Source organism: Pseudomonas sp. M2, from assembly GCF_015751845.1.
GTDB lineage: Bacteria > Pseudomonadota > Gammaproteobacteria > Pseudomonadales > Pseudomonadaceae > Aquipseudomonas > Aquipseudomonas putida_E.
On sequence record NZ_JADOUD010000001.1, the window covers coordinates 5,516,843 to 5,534,705 of the forward strand.

General features: G+C 64.2%; 12 protein-coding genes. All 12 read left to right on the forward strand.

The window, feature by feature from the left end:
• The first annotated feature begins 11 nt into the window (after positions 1 to 11).
• On the forward strand, positions 12 to 494 hold the full coding sequence (gene tssE / locus IWW33_RS25515) for a type VI secretion system baseplate subunit TssE (RefSeq protein ID WP_174141530.1): 483 nt from the start codon (positions 12 to 14) through the stop codon (positions 492 to 494).
• On the forward strand, positions 494 to 2,314 hold the full coding sequence (gene tssF, locus IWW33_RS25520) for a type VI secretion system baseplate subunit TssF (RefSeq protein WP_046787630.1): 1,821 nt from the start codon (positions 494 to 496) through the stop codon (positions 2,312 to 2,314). Before tssE ends, tssF begins: the two co-directional genes overlap by 1 nt.
• The gene (gene tssG / locus IWW33_RS25525; RefSeq protein ID WP_174141529.1) at positions 2,278 to 3,348 is read left to right on the forward strand and encodes a type VI secretion system baseplate subunit TssG; all 1,071 of its coding nucleotides are present in this window, start codon (positions 2,278 to 2,280) and stop codon (positions 3,346 to 3,348) included. The genes tssF and tssG overlap by 37 nt, the downstream gene beginning before the upstream one ends.
• Positions 3,345 to 5,942 (forward strand): type VI secretion system ATPase TssH, encoded by a 2,598-nt coding sequence (gene tssH, locus IWW33_RS25530; RefSeq protein WP_174141528.1) that lies wholly within the window; start codon positions 3,345 to 3,347, stop codon positions 5,940 to 5,942. The genes tssG and tssH overlap by 4 nt, the downstream gene beginning before the upstream one ends.
• Before the next feature lie 25 nt (positions 5,943 to 5,967).
• Positions 5,968 to 6,690 carry a type VI secretion system lipoprotein TssJ gene (gene tssJ, locus IWW33_RS25535; protein WP_039603565.1) on the forward strand — a complete coding sequence of 241 codons (723 nt, stop codon included), beginning with the start codon at positions 5,968 to 5,970 and terminating at the stop codon, positions 6,688 to 6,690.
• Positions 6,687 to 8,030 (forward strand): type VI secretion system baseplate subunit TssK, encoded by a 1,344-nt coding sequence (gene tssK, locus IWW33_RS25540; protein WP_174141527.1) that lies wholly within the window; start codon positions 6,687 to 6,689, stop codon positions 8,028 to 8,030. The genes tssJ and tssK overlap by 4 nt, the downstream gene beginning before the upstream one ends.
• Positions 8,027 to 8,743, forward strand: a complete 717-nt coding sequence (gene icmH, locus IWW33_RS25545) for a type IVB secretion system protein IcmH/DotU (protein ID WP_012314362.1) — start codon at positions 8,027 to 8,029, stop codon at positions 8,741 to 8,743. The genes tssK and icmH overlap by 4 nt, the downstream gene beginning before the upstream one ends.
• A gap of 30 nt (positions 8,744 to 8,773) precedes the next feature.
• A complete protein-coding gene (locus tag IWW33_RS25550) occupies positions 8,774 to 12,580 on the forward strand; it encodes a type VI secretion protein IcmF/TssM N-terminal domain-containing protein (protein ID WP_174141526.1) in 3,807 nt (1,268 codons plus the stop codon).
• The gene (gene tagF, locus IWW33_RS25555) at positions 12,577 to 13,485 is read left to right on the forward strand and encodes a type VI secretion system-associated protein TagF (RefSeq protein ID WP_174141525.1); all 909 of its coding nucleotides are present in this window, start codon (positions 12,577 to 12,579) and stop codon (positions 13,483 to 13,485) included. Before IWW33_RS25550 ends, tagF begins: the two co-directional genes overlap by 4 nt.
• Positions 13,482 to 15,977 (forward strand): type VI secretion system membrane subunit TssM, encoded by a 2,496-nt coding sequence (gene tssM, locus IWW33_RS25560; RefSeq protein WP_174141524.1) that lies wholly within the window; start codon positions 13,482 to 13,484, stop codon positions 15,975 to 15,977. The genes tagF and tssM overlap by 4 nt, the downstream gene beginning before the upstream one ends.
• Positions 15,978 to 16,120: 143 nt before the next feature.
• The gene (locus IWW33_RS25565; RefSeq protein WP_012314358.1) at positions 16,121 to 16,639 is read left to right on the forward strand and encodes a type VI secretion system tube protein Hcp; all 519 of its coding nucleotides are present in this window, start codon (positions 16,121 to 16,123) and stop codon (positions 16,637 to 16,639) included.
• Between the two features lie 94 nt (positions 16,640 to 16,733).
• On the forward strand, positions 16,734 to 17,828 hold the full coding sequence (gene tssA, locus IWW33_RS25570) for a type VI secretion system protein TssA (protein WP_039602990.1): 1,095 nt from the start codon (positions 16,734 to 16,736) through the stop codon (positions 17,826 to 17,828).
• Positions 17,829 to 17,863: the final 35 nt, after the last annotated feature.

A 17,863-nucleotide genomic window follows, 5' to 3' on the forward strand; every position in this document is an offset into this window, starting at 1 on the left:
AAGGATGACACATGAGTAATCAGGCCCGCCTGCTGCCCTCGCTGCTCGACCGGCTGCTGGACGACCGTCCGTTTCAGTCGGCCGAGCCGGCTGTGCAGCGCAGCTGCTCGCTGGCCGAATACAAGGCCAGCATCGTGCGCGACCTCGAGGTGCTGGTGAATACCCGCCAGTCCCTGGTCGCCGAGCAGATCGAAGGTTTCAGCCAGCTCGGTGGCTCCATCCTTGAATACGGCATGCCCGACTTCATCAGCCGCAGCGTGCTCGACCCGCACGACCGGCGGCTGATCCAGCAACAGCTGGAGCGCGCGATCAGTACCGGCGACCGGCGTTTTCGCCGGGTGCGCGTACAGCTGCTGGCCCAGCAGAACGGCCATCGCATGTTGACCTTCCGCGTGGACGCCGTGTTGCGTCTGCAGGACATCAGCCGCCAGGTGTCGTTTGACGCCGTGCTGCAGGTCAACACCCAGGAATACAAAGTGCAGAACCTCAACTGATGCTCGACGAACTGCTGCCCTACTACGAAAAGGAACTGTCGCACCTGCGCTTCCTCGGCCAGGAGTTTGCTGCGCAGTACCCGAAAATTGCCTCGCGGCTACTGATCGAGGGCGACAACTGTGAGGACCCGCATACCGAGCGCCTGATCGAGGCGTTCTCGTTCCTCTCGGCGCGGGTGCACAAAAAGCTCGATGACGAGTTCCCGGAGATTGTCGAGTCGTTCCTTGAGGTGCTGTACCCGCACTACCTGCGCCCTACCCCGTCGATGTCGATCGCCGAGCTCAGCCTTGGCAAGCAGGAGAAGGTCACCGAAGCCTACCGCGTGGCGCGGCACACCGAGATGCACGCCAATGCCGTTGAAGGCGTGGTGTGCAAGTTCCGCACCTGCTACCCGGTGGAGCTGTGGCCGGTTGCCGTGCAGCAGGCCTCGTTCACCGAGATGGAACGCTCGGCCTTCAACGGCCACAGCGCCGATCTGGTGGCGCGCTTGCGCATCCGCCTGCAAGCCACCGGCGACGCCTTGTTCGGCCAGATGGAGCTTGACCGCCTGCGCTTCTTCCTCGACGGCGAAGCAACGCTGATGCACCAGCTCTACGAGCTGCTGTTCAACAACCTCGCCAAGGCCACACTCAGCTTCCAGGACGAAGGCCGCAGCCGTGAAGTCGCACTGCCCGCCGACGCCCTGAAAGCGGTGGGTTATGCCCGCGACGAAGGCCTGGTGGATTACTCCGAGCGCTCGTTCCTCGGTTACCGCCTGCTGCACGAGTACTTCACGTTCCCTGACAAATTCATGTTCTTCGACCTCTCAGGTTTTGCCCGCATCCTGCAGGGCAAGGCCATCGAGCAGGTCGAGATCAACTTCTACTTCAACGATTACGACCTCAGCGAGCGCCTGGCGCGGCTGGCCCAGAACATCGGGCGCAACAATTTCAAGCTCAACTGCACGCCGATCATCAACCTGTTCCGCCAGCAGGCCGAGCCGATCAAGCTCACCCACACCCAGCACGAATACCCGGTCACCCCGGACATTCGCCTGCACAACGCGGCGGAAGTGGTGTCGATCGACCGGGTGCGGCGCGTGCGCAAGCTCGGTGGCATCGACCACGTCGGCACCTGCCAGCCGTTCTTCGAGCCGCGTGGCGAGCAAGACCCGCACAACAGCTTCTGGATTGCCCGCCGGCGCAACCAGGGCGATGCCACGGCGATGAGCATCCGCGTGGTCGACCGCGACCTGGAGTTGATCGACGGCACCAGCGACACCCTGAGCATCAGCCTGACCTGCAGCAACCGTGATGTACCCCTGCTGCTGCCGTTCGGTGGCGAGCGCGGTGATTTCAACATCCCGGCCAACTCGGTGATCAAAGACATCCGCTGCCTGCGCAAGCCCACCGCCACGGTGCGCGTCCCGCTGGGCAAAGGCCTGATCTGGCGGCTGATCGCGCACCTGTCGCTCAACCACCTGTCGCTGGTGAGCCAGGGCCGCGAAGTGCTGCTCGAGCTGCTGTCGCTTTACAACTACCGCAACGTCTCGGCCATCCGCAAACAGATCAACGGCATCAAGGCAATCAGCAGCGAGCCGGTGGTAGCGCGCATCGGCCATCCGCGGCCGAATTTCGTGCGCGGCGTGGGCATCACCCTGACCTTCGACGAAAGTCAGTTCACCGGTAGCGGCGTGTTCCTGTTCGCCATGGTGCTGGACCACTTCTTTGGCCAGTACTGCTCGATGAACAGCTTCACCCAACTGACCCTGCGTACCCAACAACGAGAAAAGAGAGTCGTCCAATGGCCAGCACGTACTGGCGATCAGCCCCTGGTCTGATCGATCAAGCCAGAGCCGAGCCGCACCGATTCGAATTCTTTCAATTGGTGCGCCTGCTTCGCCTGCACTACAGCCGCACCGGGCGCATGGACCTGGCAACCCGGCCGCACGAAGACCCGCTGCGTTTCCGCACTCAGCTGTCGCTGGCGTTTCCGGCCAGCGAGGTCAGCGACCTGCAGTTCGAGCGTGAGGGCAAGGTGTCGACGGCAGGCCTGCCGCTGTCGGAAGTCCAGGTCACTTTCATGGGCCTGGTGGGCCCGTCGGGCGTATTGCCTCGCCCGTACACCGAGCTGCTGCTCGAGCGCCACGTGCAGTACCGCGACGATGCCGCCCATGCGTTTCTCGACATCTTCTCGCACCGCATGACCACGCTGTTCTACGAAGCCTGGCAGAAGTACAAATTCCATATCGAGCACGAGCGCAACGGTACCTCGGGCTTCGATGGCTACCTGCTCAACCTGGTCGGCCTGGGCCCGCGCGCCCAGCAGCTGAAGTTCGAACGCCAGCAACCGGTGCTGCGCCGCGAGCTGTTCAGCTACTTTGCCGGGCTGCTCAGCCAGAAGCCACGCAACGCGCTGAACCTGGAGCGGATGCTCGGCTTCTATTTCTCCCTGCCGATCAAGGTCAGGCAGTTCGCCGGCCGTTGGTTGAACCTGCAGCCCGAACAGTGCACCCAGCTGGGCCGCAAGAACGCCCAGCTCGGCATCAGCGCCGTGGCCGGCAACCGCGTGTGGGACTACCAGTCGTGCATCCGTATCGAGCTCGGCCCCTTGGCGTTGGCCGATTACCGGCGGTTCCAGCCTGGCACCGACGACTACCGCAAGCTGGTCGAGCTGGTGCGCTTCTATGTAGGCGCCGAGCTCGATTTCGAAATCGCCCCGCTGCTCAAACGCGAGGCCGTGCCCCGTGCCCAACTGGGCCGCAGCGGCAATGTCGCGCTGGGCTGGCTGGGCTGGCTCAAACGCCCTGGCCGTGACGCGGAGCCTTCGCGTTGCGCCGTCTTCCACATTCCTTACGATGGGGTCGCCTTGTGAACCTGAAGTCTCTGTTCGCCAAGCTTAACGAAACCAGCCGCACGGCCACTGAAAGCGCGGCGGCCCTGTGCCTGTCGGAGCACCACTACGACGTCGAGGTGGAACACCTGCTGCTGCAGTTGCTGGACAACAGCGACAGTGACCTGCCGCTGATCCTGCGCCACTACGACGTGGTCGCCGAGCGCCTGCAGGCGCAACTGGTGACCGCCCTGGGTACCTTCAAGAAGGGCAACACCCGCACCCCGGCGCTGTCCCCGCACATCACCCGCATGATCGAGCAGGCCTGGGTACTGGCCTCGATCGAGTATGGTGTGGGCCAGGTGCGCAGTGCGCACCTGTTGCAAGCATTGCTCGATGACGCCGAACTGCGCCGGGTGGTCATCGCCTCCGCACCGGAGCTTGAGAAGATCAACGCCGACGACCTGCGCCTGAACCTCAGCGCACTGGTCGAAGGCAGTGCCGAATCCCGGCTCGCCAGCCCTTTGGCCAGCCCCTCGGCGCCAGTGGCAGGCACCGGCAAGGTTGGCGGCAAGACCCCGGCCCTGGACCAGTACACCGTCAACCTCACCCAAAGCGCCCGGGACGGCCGGATCGACCCGGTGCTTGGCCGCGAGTTCGAAGTGCGGCAGATGGTCGACATCCTCACCCGTCGCCGCCAGAACAACCCGATCCTCACCGGCGAAGCCGGCGTCGGCAAGACCGCAGTGGTCGAAGGCCTGGCCTTGCGCATCGCCCAGGGCGATGTGCCGGCCCCACTCAAGGACGTCGCCGTGCACACCCTCGACCTGGGCCTGCTGCAGGCCGGTGCCGGGGTCAAGGGCGAGTTCGAAAACCGCCTCAAAGCGGTGATCGAAGAGGTCAAGCGCAGCCTGCACCCGATCATCCTGTTCATCGACGAAGCCCACACCCTGATCGGCTCTGGTGGTCAGGCCGGGCAGAACGATGCCGCCAACCTGCTCAAGCCAGCCCTGGCCCGTGGCGAGCTGCGCACCATCGCTGCCACCACCTGGGCCGAATACAAGAAGTACTTCGAAAAAGACGCCGCCCTCGCCCGTCGCTTCCAGGTAGTCAAGGTCGAAGAGCCTGACGAAGACAAGGCCATCCACATGCTGCGCGGCCTGCTCGGCAAGATGCGCGAGCACCACAAGGTGGCGGTGATGGACGAAGCACTGGTACAGGCCGTGCGCCTGTCCAACCGCTACATCACCGGCCGCCAGCTGCCCGACAAGGCGGTCAGCGTGCTCGATACCGCCTGCGCACGCATCGCCCTGGCGCAGTCGTCACAACCCGGCGCGCTGGAAGACTGCCGCCGCCATATCGACAACCTGCAGGCCGAAATCGCCGTGCTCGACCACGAAGCCGGCAAGGGCCACGACCATGCCCGGCGCCTGGCCGAGCTGCAGGCCGCCCTGCAGGCCGAGCAGGAGCACGAACAGCGCCTGAGCGCCCAGTGGCAGCAGGAGCTGGGCCTGGTCGAGCAACTCAAAGCCCTGGACAGCGCCAAGGACACCGACGCCGCCCAGCTCAACGCCCTGCGCGCCGAGCTGAGCAATGTGCAGGGCGACCAGCCCTTGGTCCACGCCTTGGTCGATGCCGGCGCCATCGCCCAGGTGATCAGCGGCTGGACCGGTATCCCGCTGGGCAAGATGCTGCGTGACGAGATCGACACCGTGCAGCGCCTGCCTGCGCTGCTCGGTGAACGCGTGCTGGGCCAGGACCACGCACTGCACGAAATCGGCAAGCGCATCAAGATTTCCCGCGCCCGCATGGAAGACCCGAACAAACCGATCGGCGTGTTCCTGCTGCTGGGCCCCAGCGGCGTCGGCAAGACCGAAACCGCGCTGGCGTTGGCCGACACCCTGTACGGCGGTGAGCGCAACCTGATCACCATCAACATGTCCGAGTACCAAGAGGCCCACACCGTGTCGAGCCTCAAAGGCTCGCCACCCGGCTACGTCGGTTACGGCGAAGGCGGCGTGCTGACCGAGGCCGTGCGCCGCAAGCCCTACAGCGTGGTGCTGCTCGACGAGGTGGAGAAGGCCCACCCCGACGTGCTCGAGCTGTTCTTCCAGGTGTTCGACAAAGGCGTGCTGGACGATGGCGAAGGCCGCGAGATCAACTTCCGCAACACGGTGATCATCCTCACGTCCAACACCGGCACCGAGCGCATCATGCAGACCTGCCTGAATGCCCAGACGCTGCCCACCCCCGAGGCCATCGTCGAAGGCCTGCGCGACGAGCTGAACCACGTCTTCAAACCGGCCTTCCTCGGCCGCCTGAACATCGTGCCGTTCTACCCGGTGCAGGACCAGATCCTCGAGCGCATCGTTGCCCTCAAGCTCGCGCGTATCGCCAAACGTTTCGCCCGCAACCACCAGGCTGAGCTGAGCTACGACGACGCCCTGGTCAAGGCCATCGCGGCACGTTGCACCGAGGTCGACAGCGGCGCACGCAACATCGACAACATCCTGTCACGCACCCTGATGCCCGAGCTTGCCCAGCACGTTCTCGAGCGCATGGCCCAGGACGCGCCGATCGAGCGCTTGACGATCGAGCTGGGCAGCGATGGCGATTTCGCCTATCGCCTGGCCTGAACGAGTACCCGGAGGTTTGCCAGTCATGTACCACACACACACTGCCCTGAAGCGCCTGACCGTCGCAGCCCTGCTGCTGGCACTGGCCGGTTGCGGCGTCACCGACCGTATCGGCAAGCGCATGGAAGACAGCTGGGCGGCCGACATGCTGGCCGACAGCGAGAAGGTCATCCTGACCTCCGACGGCGGTAACCAGCTCAACCCCGACGCCGAGGGCAAGCCGTTGTCGGTGGTGATGCGCGTGTACCAGCTGACCGACCTCGAGCGCTTTGCAGCCACCGACGCCGAGACGCTTTGGGACACACCGGAAAAAGCCCTGGGCAACACGCTGGTCGAAGCCCGCGAGCTCACCCTGCTGCCGGGTATCGGCCAGACCGACCAGTGGCCGCTGGCCAAGACCGCCCGCTATGTCGGCGTGGCAGCGTTCTTCCGCAATGAGCAGGATGCCCGCTGGAAGGTCGCATTCGATGCCGAGTCGCTGCGCAAGGACGGTATCTGGTTCTCGTCCGATGGCCTGCGGGTACTGGTGGACAACACCGAAATCAGCGCCCTGCGTGGCGTCGATGTGCTGAACAAGCCGCCCACCGCCGACCAGTTGGCTGCTGCGCAAAAGGCCGACGATACGCCGTCTGCCCTCACCGACAAAGTGCAGGACGCCGTGATCGAAAAGGCCACCGACGCTGCCGGTAAATCGGCCAGCAACGCCATGGATTCAACCTTCAACTCTTTAGTGGATAGCGTCAAATGAGCAAGCAGAGCCGGGTGATGTGGTCGGAAGGCATGTTCCTGCTGCCCCAGCACTTCCAATACCAGGATGAGTTCCACCAGCACCAGCTGGCCGAGGCCACCCTGCGCGGCACCCCGTTCCATTGGGGCGTGCAGGCGCTGCAGGTGGACGAAGATGCCCTGGCCAACGGTTCGCTGCAGCTCAAGCGCCTGAAACTGGTGTTTCCGGACGGCAGCCTGTACGACGCGCCGCAGCACGACCCGCTGCCGGCCGCGCGCGACCTCAAGGACCTGCTCAAGGCCAACGACCTGAAGGTTTACGCCGCACTCAAGCTGCCCGAGCCCTTCGGCCTGAACTATGTCGAAGATGGCCAGGAGCACAAGGCGGCGCGGCGCTTTCGCAAGCAGTTCGACACCCTGCCGGACCTTAACGAAGGTGAACTGGAAAACGAAATCACCAGCCTGCGCCTGAATGTGGTGCTGCTGGTCGATGGCGACAGCCTCGATGGCTACAGCCATTGCCCGTTGGCCAAACTCACCCGCAACAGCATGGGCGGCTTCAACCTGGACCCGCACTTCGTCCACCCCACCCTGCACCTGGGCAGCCACGAGACCCTGGCCGGCATCGGCAAGCGCCTGCTCGGTGCCCTGCAGGCCAAGAGCAAGGCGTTGTCGGGCCGGCGCCGTGAGCGCGCCGACCAGATCGCCGAATTCGGCTCCAGCGACGTCACACTGTTCTGGTTGCTGAACACGGTCAACCGTGCGCACCCGCAACTGGCCCACCTGCTGGCCCACCCGCGGCTGCACCCCGAGCGCCTGTACCTGTTCCTGGCCGACCTTGCCGGCGGGCTGTTGACGTTCACCCTCGACACCCAGCTTAGTGATGTCCCCGAATACGATCACCACGACCCGGCGGCATCACTGGTCAAACTGGACGAGATGATCCGGGTGATGCTCGACAATGTCGTGCCCAACCAGTGCATCGTCATCAACCTCACCCAGACCAAGCCGTCGTACTGGCAGGGGCAACTGCGCGACCCGCGCCTGGTCGAGGCCGACTTCTATATCTCGGTACACGCCGACATGCCCGGTGCCAGCCTGCTGGAGCTGGTGCCACGGGCGTTCAAGGTGGGCTCGCCGGAAGACATCGAAGTGGTGGTCAACAGCGCCATGCCCGGCGTCACCCTCAACCATGCTGCGCGGTTGCCCAACGCCATTCCGGTACGCCTGGACAACCAGTACTTCGCCATCGAGCCGCATGGCCATGTCTACGAGCGAATGATGAACGCCCAGACCATCTGCTTCTATGCGCCCAGCGCCTTTACCAACCTCAAGCTTGAACTGATGGCGGTGCTCAAATGACCGAAGCCGTATTGCAACAGGGCGCCGTTGCGCCCGCCAGCGACAAACCGACCCTCAAGGGCCTGGTACAGGACTTCATCAGCATGGCGCTGATTGTCCGCCGTGGCCGCCAGGTCACGTCAGTACAAGCCTTCGAAGCCAGCGTCGACCGCTTCTTCGCCAACCTGGAGCGCGATGCCCGCGCCGCCAACTACAGCGTCGAGCAGGTCAAGGACACCCAATACGCCCTATGCGCGTTCCTCGACGAAAGCGTGCTGCGCTCCGGCGACAACGAACTGCGCGGGCACTTCGAGCTGCAACCGCTGCAGTTCCGCTACTTTGGCGTGCACCTGGCCGGTGAAGGCTTCTTCGAGAAGGTCGAAGCGTTGCGCGCCGACGTCAAACAGAACCTCGATGTGCTGGAGGTCTACCACCTGTGCCTGGCGCTGGGTTTCGAGGGCAAGTTCAGCCTCGGCCAGAAAGACCAGCTGCGCTACCTGGCCAACGCCCTGGGCCAGGACATCGCGCGCTACCGCAAACCACCCAAAACCCTCTCGCCGGACTGGGCCCTGCCCGACCAGGTGTCGCAGATGCTGCGCCACGAAGTACCGCTGTGGGTGTACCTGGTGTTGATTGCGCTGGTCTGTGTCGCGGTGTACCTGACGCTCGACTGGTTGCTGGACAAGGATGTCGCCGCCCTTTCCGAACAAATCCGCCAGCTGTTCAGTGCCTGAGCACACCTCAGGTAGCCGAGTCAGGAAGACATGAAAACATTACTGCGTCTGTTGAAGAGTTTCTGGATTCTCCTGCCACTGCTGTGGTTGGTGACCCTGTTGATCTGCTGGCTGGTGGCACCGATGGTGCCCTGGCTGCGCCACCATGTGCCCGAAGCGCTGGCCATCATCAGCGCCTGCTTCCTGCTGGTGATCGTGCTGCGCCAGTACCAGCGCATCCGCGCCGAGCATAACCTGGAGAACCTGCTGCAGATCGAGGTCGATCGCTCGTGGAACGCCACCGGTGAATTCCGCGACCAGCAAGTGCTGCGCGAGCGCCTCAAGCATGCCATCGCCATGCTACGCACCGACCGCTCCGCCGGTGGCGGTGGCAAGGCGGCCCTGTCCGACCTGCCCTGGTACCTGGTGATCGGCATGTCGGCTGCAGGCAAAACCTCGCTGTTGACCCACTCGGGCCTCTCGGCCAGCATCGCCACCGCCAATGACAGCGAAAGTGGCACCCAGCACTGTGACTGGTATTTCAGCCCCGACGCAGTGATGATCGACACCGCAGGCCGTTACCTGCGCGACGATCAGTCTGCCAGCGAGTTTTCAGCCTTCCTGCGCATGCTGCGCAAGCAACGCGGCAAGGCAGCGATCAACGGCCTGGTGCTGGTGGTCAGCCTGCCTGAACTGTTGGCGGCCAACAGCGACGGGCGTAACGCGCTTGCCGCGCAGTTGGTGGCGCGCGTGGAGGAATACGCCGAGTGCCTGGGCACCAACCCGCCTGTGTACCTGATGCTGAGCAAGACCGACCAGTTGCCCGGCTTCAACCAGGCCTTCGAAGGCCTGGACCTGCACCAGCGCCAGCAGCCGCTGGGCATGACCTTTGGCCTGTCGGAAATCCGCAACAACGGTTTGCAGGCAGTGCTCAACACTCGCCTGAAAAACCTGCAAAGCCACATCCGCCGCCACGTCGATGCGCAGATGATCAGCCTCGGCGCAGATGCCGACAGCACACTGCTCAACTTCCCCCAGTACTTCGCAGAACTCAATGGCGTGCTGGAGCAGTTCCTTGAGCACTTCACCCGCGGCCAGGGTGGCGCTGCCCCGCTGCTGTTGCGCGGCTTGTACTTCACCAGTGCGCTGCAGACCGAGCAGCAACTGGGCCAGGTGTACGAAGACGTCATCGCCGACGACTTTGCCCTGCAAGCGGCCCACGACGAAGGCGCCCAGCCGGCCAGCAACACGCAGGGCAACCGCAGTTACTTCATCACCGACACATTCCGCCAGGTGATTTTCCCCGACCGCGACCTGACCCTGTACCAGTCGCGCCTGGGCCGCAAGGCAGGCTTCAGCCCCCTGTTGCTGGGCCTGGCCGCTGCCGCCGGGGTGGCCTTTATCGGCTGGCAGGCGCTATCGTTCGCCAACAACCGCCAGTGGCTGGACAGCCTGCGTGGCCAACTGGCCGAGATCGAACGCGCCGATGACCGCGCACAGCTGTTGGCTGCCGGTAAAGGCCTGGAAGTGCTGCGCGGGCAGATGGCGACGGTCGAGGCCCATCGCCAGCAGGGTGTACCGCTGCAATTGAGCGCCGGCCTGTACCACGGCGAGGCGATTCACCAAGTGGCCCGCAACGCCTACCTGGCGCAACTGCGCAGCCAGGCACTGGAGCCGATTGCCCGCAGCCTGCAGATGCAGATGCGTGCGTTCAACACCTTTGCCAGCGGCATCAACCAGGAGCTGGAGTTCACCCCGGCGCCGAAAAGCCGCAATGGCAAACCGTTGGCGCCTCGCCTGGCGGCCAAGGCCCAGGCGGCCCTGACCAAAACCCGTGCCGGCGCCTACGCGTCCAAGGTCAACCTGGCCACGGCCAGCGACGCGGCCGAGTTGTCCGCCACCACCGGCGGCCTGTCACTGTCCGAAGAGATGCTCGGCCGCCTGGACGAACAGCAAGTGGCGTCGATCATCGAGGCCTACAACACCCTCAAGCTGTACCTGCTGTTGACCGAGCCACAAGCCCACCCCGACCCAGCCTTCGTCGCCGCCAGCCTGCCGCAGGCCTGGGCAGGCGCCGCAACCCAAGGTTCCCCCACCGACGCTGCGGTCATCAGCGAAAACGCCCCTCTGTACGTTCAATTGCTGGAGCAAGGCCAGGCGCCGTCGCTGCCGCGTAACCAACAGCTGATCGACGAAACCCGGCAGAACCTCAAGGCATTCATGATTTCCAGCTCGCTGGTGGATCGCGAATACCTGCGCCTGCAACTGGAGTCCAGCCGCCAGTTCCCGGCGCTGAGCCTCAACGACCTGGTGCCAACGCCTGGCCGTAACCTGTTGTACAGCTCTGCCGGCGTGCCGGCGATCTATACCCGCCAGGGCTGGGACACCTTCGTCAAGCCCGAGCTGATCAAGCTGGTGTCGGGCAACCTGCGCAACGAGTCGGACTGGGTGCTCGACGGCGAAGGCGGCGATGCCATCGTGCAGAAAGCCAACTTCGTGCGCGAGTTCATGGCCCGCTACAAACGCGATTACACCCAGGCCTGGTACAAGATGGTCAGCAGCGTGGGCGTGCGCCACTTCGCCGACCTGGCCTCGGCCACAGAACACCTCGGGCTGCTCAGCGATGTGCAGAACTCGCCGGTGAAGAACCTGCTGGCAGCGGTCAATGACAACACCCAGTGGGACTTGCCGGTCAAGCGCGACGCCACGCCCACGGGCAATGCCCGCGCGGACGGCTTCTGGAGCAAGGTCACCGGCCTGATCGACGAAGCCAAGGACGCAGCGCCTGACGCCATGGCCCCTAGCCTGCCGGCCGTGGACGACGGCAGCCTGGCCAAGCGTTTCGAGCCGGTCGCCCGGGTGTTCGCGGCCAACAACGCCGAAGGCGCCGACAGCACCATCATGGACCGCTACCTGGCCGCGCTGCGCAAGCTCAAGGTGCGCATGAACAACATCCAGCGCTCGCAGGATGTCGGTAAAAGCAGCAAGCAGCTGATCAGCGAAACCCTGGAAGGCCAGCCGAGCGAGGTGACCACCGTGCGCAACTACGTGGAAACCAGCGTCGACACCAGCCAGGACGGCCTGTCGCGTTCGCTGCAGGGCCTGTTCAGCCTGCCGATCCAGTACGCCTGGGAAACCCTGCGCGACCCGGCCGGCCAACAGATCGCCAAAGCCTGGAAGCAGCAGATCGCCAAGCCCTGGGAGCAGGTCATGGCGCACCGTTACCCGATCGCCACCGGCAGCCGCAACGAAGCTTCGGTCAAGGACCTGCAGCGTTTCGTCGACCCCGAAAGCGGCCTGCTGCCGACCTTCAAGCGAAACGAGATCGGCAACCTTTCCGGCGGTGAAGGCCTGGGCCTGAGCAACGGCAAGGCGCCGGCGCTGGTCAACCCGGGGATGCTCAACAGCATCGACAAGGCCAGCAACGTGGGTCAGGTGATCGCCAGCCTGTCGGACCGCGACAACGGCTTCGAGATCATGCTTGAGCCGTCGGCCAACTTTACCGACATCGTGTTCACCCTTGATGGCCAGGAGCAGCACTACCGCAACGGCCGCAGCAGCTGGAGCCGCTTTGCCTGGCCAGGCACCAACAGCGCACCGGGCGCACGCCTGGACGTGGTCACCCTCAGCGGTGCACGCATCACTGTGTTCGACTTCCCGGGGCGCTGGGGCCTGCTGCGCATGAACGAAAGCGCCCGGGTCGAAGACCTGGACGGCATCCAGCAGCGCTTCAGCTGGAACACGGCCAATGGCCGGGTCAGCCTGGTGGTGCGCAACTTCGGCGGGGTCAAACTCACCGACCTGGGCGACGTCAAGGCGCTGAGTGCCCTCAACGACGCTGGCAGGGGCGCACGATGATCGGCTGCTTCGGCAAGCTGCCGTCGAGCGCGGACTTCGTCAGCCTGCATGGCGCGGCGGAAGAAGTCTGCGAGTTCGACGCCTGGCTGCAGGCCTCGTTGGCGGCAATGCGCCACCGCGAGGACTGGCAGGCGTTGTTCGATGCACTGCCGATGTGCTTCTTCTGCTACCGCGCGCGCAATGGCAACTGGCTGCTGGGCGGCCTGCTCAGCTCCCGCGATGCCAGTGCCCGACGCTACCCGTTCTTCATCTTCCAGCTGCTCAAGGGCCAGGAAGGTGAAACGCTGCTCAACCCGTTCACCCTCGGCGAGCTGTTCAGTGCGCAGATCAAGCCTTTGCTGCATCAGGCCGTGCAAGGCGCCGAGCGCGCCAGCCTGTTCGAACGCATCAAGGCCCTGCGCCCGCTGCAGGCCCAGGACCTGGACCTGTTCCGGCGTGTGCACGGCAAGTTCCTGCATGATTTCAGCTTCAGCGACATCGCCCGTGCGCTGCAGGGCTCCTGGCCGGCCTTCGACAGTGCTACCGCGCTGGCACGCTTGCGGGCTACGCAATTGGCGCTGCACGGCGACTTCGACGGCGGTATCGAGCTGCCGTTGCCGGCCGAGCGTGGCCTGAAAAACCCCACCGCCGACCTGTGGCTGACCTGGCTGACACGCATCGGCAGGCGCCATGACGTACCGGCGGTAACCTTGCTGGCCGACGATTTCATGCACCCGCGGCTGTACTGCTTCCCTTCGCGCCATACCGGCACAGCGTATCGCCTGCTCAGCGGCACGGCCGCAGCCGGCCAACGCCTGGACCTGCTCAGCCCGCTGCCGCCACAAACGCCCGTGCACGACTACGACCGACCTCTAGAACACGTCATCGACCGCTTTGTCGATGCGTTGGATGCGACGCCTGTATGAACAAGATCAAGTACTACTGCCTGCGCTATCAACCCTACCTGTTGGGGCTGGCCTTCTTCCTGGCGATCTTCGTGGTGTGGGCCCTGGGCCGTGCCCTGGGTTTTGCCTCGCTGCACAGCCTGCTGGCGGGCATTGGCGTGTTCCTGCTGCTGTCGGCGGGCTATGTACTGCTGCTTTACCGTGGCGCAGGCCAGCACCACAACCTTGAGGCGCTGCTGCGTGATGACGCAGACCAGGCGGTACTCAACGCCAGCCCGGCCGACCGCGAAGAAATCAGCCTGCTGCGCGAGCGCCTGCTGCAGAGCATCGAGCGCCTGCACAGCAACAAACCACGCGCCACCCCTGCAAAGGACGCTTTGTACGCCCTGCCCTGGTACCTGGTGATCGGCCAACCAGCCGCCGGCAAAAGCACCATGATCCTGCAGTCCGGGCTCAATTTCCCTTACGCCGAGCGCGAAGGTGCGCGGGTTGCAGGCCTGGGCGGCACGCGCAACTGCGACTGGTTCTTCAGCTCCGAAGCGGTGCTGCTGGACACCGCCGGCCGCTACATGAACAGCCCCGAGGAAGCCGGCAAGTGGCGTGGTTTTCTGCAGCTGCTACGCCAGCACCGCCAGCGCCGGCCACTCAACGGGCTGATCGTCAGCGTCAGCATCGCCGATATCCTGCATGGCTCGGCCGAAGACCAGGAGCGTGTGGCCAAGCGCCTGCGCGAGCGTATCCAGGAAAGCTGCGCCCTGCTGGAAGTACGCCTGCCCATCTACCTGGTGTTCACCAAATGCGACCTGATCCCAGGCTTCACACCCTTCTACCGCCAGCTGGATGACGCAGCGCGCGGCGAGGTGATGGGCAAGACGTTCTCGCACAAAGGCTATGAACAAGCCGACTGGGGCCAGCGCTTCGGCAAGGCCATGGACGAGCTGACCGGCTATTGGCAGCAGGTGGCGAGCCAGCAACTGATGCAGCAGGATATTCAGGTAACCCGCCAGAACAATGCCGCCTACCGCTTCCCGCTCGAACTGGCCGCGCTCAAGCCACGCTTGCAGCAATTCGTCGACAGCCTGCTGCGGGCCAACCCGTACCAGAACGCCGAACTGCTGCGTGGTTTTTATTTCACCGCCGCGCTGGAAGCCGACGACGCCCTGTGGGGCAGCCATGGCCAGCACGTCGCCGAGCGTTTCGCCCTGGCGCACGGCCAGAACCTTAGCGGGGGTAACAGCCAGCCGGCACCGCTGTTCATCAACAGCCTGTTCCGCAAAGTGATCATCCCCGACCAGCACCTGGTGGCGGTGTACACCAGCAACCGCCGTGAACGCCAGCGCAAGGCCGCCTGGGTGGGTGCCGCCAGCCTGGCGGGATTGCTGCTGTGCAGCCTGTGGGGCTGGTCGTACATGAACAACCGCAACACCCTCGACACCATGGCCGCCGAACTGGCCCAGGCCAAGCGCGAAGACCAGGCCAACCCTGGCCAGTACGCCCCTTGGCACAGCCTCGACCGCCTGCGTTTCTGGGCCGCACACTACTACCAGCAGCACCACGAGCACGCCGTGCCGCTGGGCATGCGCCTGGGCTTGTACCAGGGCCATGCGGTCGAGCCGGTAGTGCGTGCGCGCTACTTCGCCACCCTGCAGAACGTGATGCTCAAGCCCACGGCAGACAACCTGACACGCACCCTGTACCTGCTGACTACACTGAAGGTCTACCAGCGCAATACCCGTGAGTTGCAGCCGGTGACCGGTGTCGACAGTGTCGAGCCAGAAGCCCTGCCCCATGACAACCGTGCCCAGTCGATCGCCGACTTCGGCAAGGCAGCGCTGGACACCTACGTGATGCTGTCACCTGCCCAGCGGGAAAAGGCCGACCCGGCATTGCTCAAGGCCAGGTTACCGGACTACTGGTACCCGGCCATCGCCCGCCACACTGGCAAGCGCATGGACGCCGCCGGCAGCGAAAGCCCTGCCAACCAGGACTACCTGTACGCCAGCCGCCAGATCGTGTTCTACAGCGACCAGATCCGCGAACCCGATGTGCCGCGCATTCTCGACAACGCGTTCCTGATGTCCAGTTCGCGCAACTACATCAACAGCCTGCTGACCCAGTCGTTGCGCTCGATCGAAACCATCACGCTGGAGTCCGACACCCTGTTCGCCTTTGCCCGCGCCGACTTCCAGAGCCTCAAGAGCGAAGGCCAGAACCAGCTGAGCGCTATCGCCAGCAAACTGCTGAACACCCCGAACATCGGCAAGATCATCATCTCGGGCCACGCCGACCAGCTCGGCGATGCCCAAGGCAACCTGCAGGTTTCCCGGCAACGGGCGCAAACCATCCGCACCTACCTGGTCGGCAAGGGCGTACCCGCCGAGCTGGTAAGTGCACAGGGCGAAGGCAGCCGCAAACCGCTGGTCAACTGCGACATGCAACAACCGCGGGCGCAGCTGATCAAGTGCCTGGAGCCCAACCGGCGGGTGGAAATCGAAGTGCGCGGGCTCAACTGAGGCCGCGCTGCAAGAACCGGCCACCCGGGCCTCACAGGAGGAGGCCCGGGTGGCGGCAAGCTACCTCTGCTGACAGGTTCGGCGAGGTCAACACGAAGGGGCGCATGAGCGGCCTTTAATTGATGTTAATGGAGAGTTTTACAATGGCATTTGACGCGTATATCCAAATCGACGGCATCCCGGGCGAAGTTCTGGATGAAAAACACAAGGACTGGATCGAAGTGCTGGGCTACGAGTACGGCGCCACCCAGGCCACTTCGGCCACTGCCAGCTCCTCGGGCGGTGCATCCTCCGAGCGCGTGTCGCTGACCGACTTCAAGATCCGCAAGGCAGTCGACAAGGCCTCGGCCAAACTGTTCGAGCACTGCTGCACCGGCAAGCACATCGCCAAGCTGAAGCTGAACGTCAACCGTGCCGGTGGTGACAAGGTCACCTACCTGACCATCGACATGGAAGAAGTGGTGGTGTCCTCGGTCAAGTTCGTCGCCGGTGGCAACCAGGGCGGTGAAGACAAAGCGGTAAGCGACCTGCCGATTGAAGAAATCAGCTTCAACTTCGCCCGCATCAAAACCACCTACACCCAGCAGAACCGTACCGACGGCCAGGCTGGCGGCAACATCGTCGGTGGCTGGGACCGCACCGCGAACAAAGTGTTTGCCTAAGCACTTGTTTGGCCTGGGCCGCGCAAGCGGCCCATACCCTGCGGCGTGCCGGGCCTCCCGGCACGTTGCTCTTCACCCCTGATCAGAGTGTTTTATGCCTGAATTCCTCAACGGCCTTTCGCTGGCCGAGCTGGCCGCGCCGATCGACGGTGGCAGCGGCGAAGACTTGAGCTTCTCTGCCTTGTTCGACCAGATCAAGGAGGCGCGCCGGGCAGACCCTGACTACCTGACCCAGGGCGACTGGCAGACCGACCTGAAAACCGCCGACTGGGAAAAGGTCATCAACCTGTCGGCCCAAGGGCTTGAGCAGCAGAGCAAGGACCTGATGCTGGTCGCCTGGCTCAACGAAGGCCTGGCCCAGCGCGATCACTTCCAAGGCATCACCTTCGGCCTGACCCTGTGCGAACGTATCCTGGAAACATTCTGGGAGAGTGCCTACCCGTCACTCGAAGACGGCCTGGACGAGCGCGCTGCGCGGCTGTCCTGGCTCAAGACCACCCTCACCGACATTGTCGGTGGCTTGCCCATTACCCAAGGGCAGAATTTCGGCGTGCTGCGTTACGACGAATCACGCCATGTAGAAAACCTTGCCTTGCAGAACCCCAAGGCGATGCAAACCGCGCTCAACGAGGGCAAGATCAACGCCGAGATCTTCCAGCGCTCGGTGGTGCTCAGCGACACCGAGCACCTGCAGGCCAAAGCGGTGCAGATCGCTGCCAGCCTGCAGGCCTGCCAACGCCTGCAAGCGACCACCGACCGCCTGTTCGGTACCGAAGCGCCAAGTTTTGCCAGCCTCGCCGACATGCTGTCGCGGGCCAGCCAACTGGCAGAGAAACTGCTCAAGGACCGCGGCGTCGAACTGCACCCTGTCGCCGCAGAGCCAGAGCCTGCCGTCACCCTCAGCGCAGCCAGCGAGCCAGGTGAACCTATGAATACGCCCGTTCAGGCCGCAGCGCCTGCGCCCATGCGCACCACGCCACTGACCCGCGACGAAGCCTTCACGATGCTCGCCGGCATTGCCCAGTTCTTCAAACAGACCGAGCCGCAAAGCCCGGTACCGTATCTGATAGAGCGCGCCATCAAGTGGGGCAACATGCCGCTCGAGGGCTGGCTGAGCGATGTGATCAAGGACAGTAATGTGGTGGACAACATCCGCGACGTGCTGGGGACACGTGAGCAGCGCTCCTGAGGCCTGCACTACCCGCACAAATGGTGCAAACTTGA

Bases quoted from the DNA above. Each gene is read 5' to 3' on its own strand.
- tssE (WP_174141530.1), top strand. From the start codon at position 12: ATGAGTAATCAGGCCCGCCTGCTGCCCTCGCTGCTCGACCGGCTGCTG.
- tssF (WP_046787630.1), top strand. From the start codon at position 494: ATGCTCGACGAACTGCTGCCCTACTACGAAAAGGAACTGTCGCACCTG.
- tssG (WP_174141529.1), top strand. From the start codon at position 2,278: ATGGCCAGCACGTACTGGCGATCAGCCCCTGGTCTGATCGATCAAGCC.
- tssJ (WP_039603565.1), top strand. From the start codon at position 5,968: ATGTACCACACACACACTGCCCTGAAGCGCCTGACCGTCGCAGCCCTG.
- tssK (WP_174141527.1), top strand. From the start codon at position 6,687: ATGAGCAAGCAGAGCCGGGTGATGTGGTCGGAAGGCATGTTCCTGCTG.
- icmH (WP_012314362.1), top strand. From the start codon at position 8,027: ATGACCGAAGCCGTATTGCAACAGGGCGCCGTTGCGCCCGCCAGCGAC.
- IWW33_RS25550 (WP_174141526.1), top strand. From the start codon at position 8,774: ATGAAAACATTACTGCGTCTGTTGAAGAGTTTCTGGATTCTCCTGCCA.
- tagF (WP_174141525.1), top strand. From the start codon at position 12,577: ATGATCGGCTGCTTCGGCAAGCTGCCGTCGAGCGCGGACTTCGTCAGC.
- tssM (WP_174141524.1), top strand. From the start codon at position 13,482: ATGAACAAGATCAAGTACTACTGCCTGCGCTATCAACCCTACCTGTTG.
- IWW33_RS25565 (WP_012314358.1), top strand. From the start codon at position 16,121: ATGGCATTTGACGCGTATATCCAAATCGACGGCATCCCGGGCGAAGTT.
- tssA (WP_039602990.1), top strand. From the start codon at position 16,734: ATGCCTGAATTCCTCAACGGCCTTTCGCTGGCCGAGCTGGCCGCGCCG.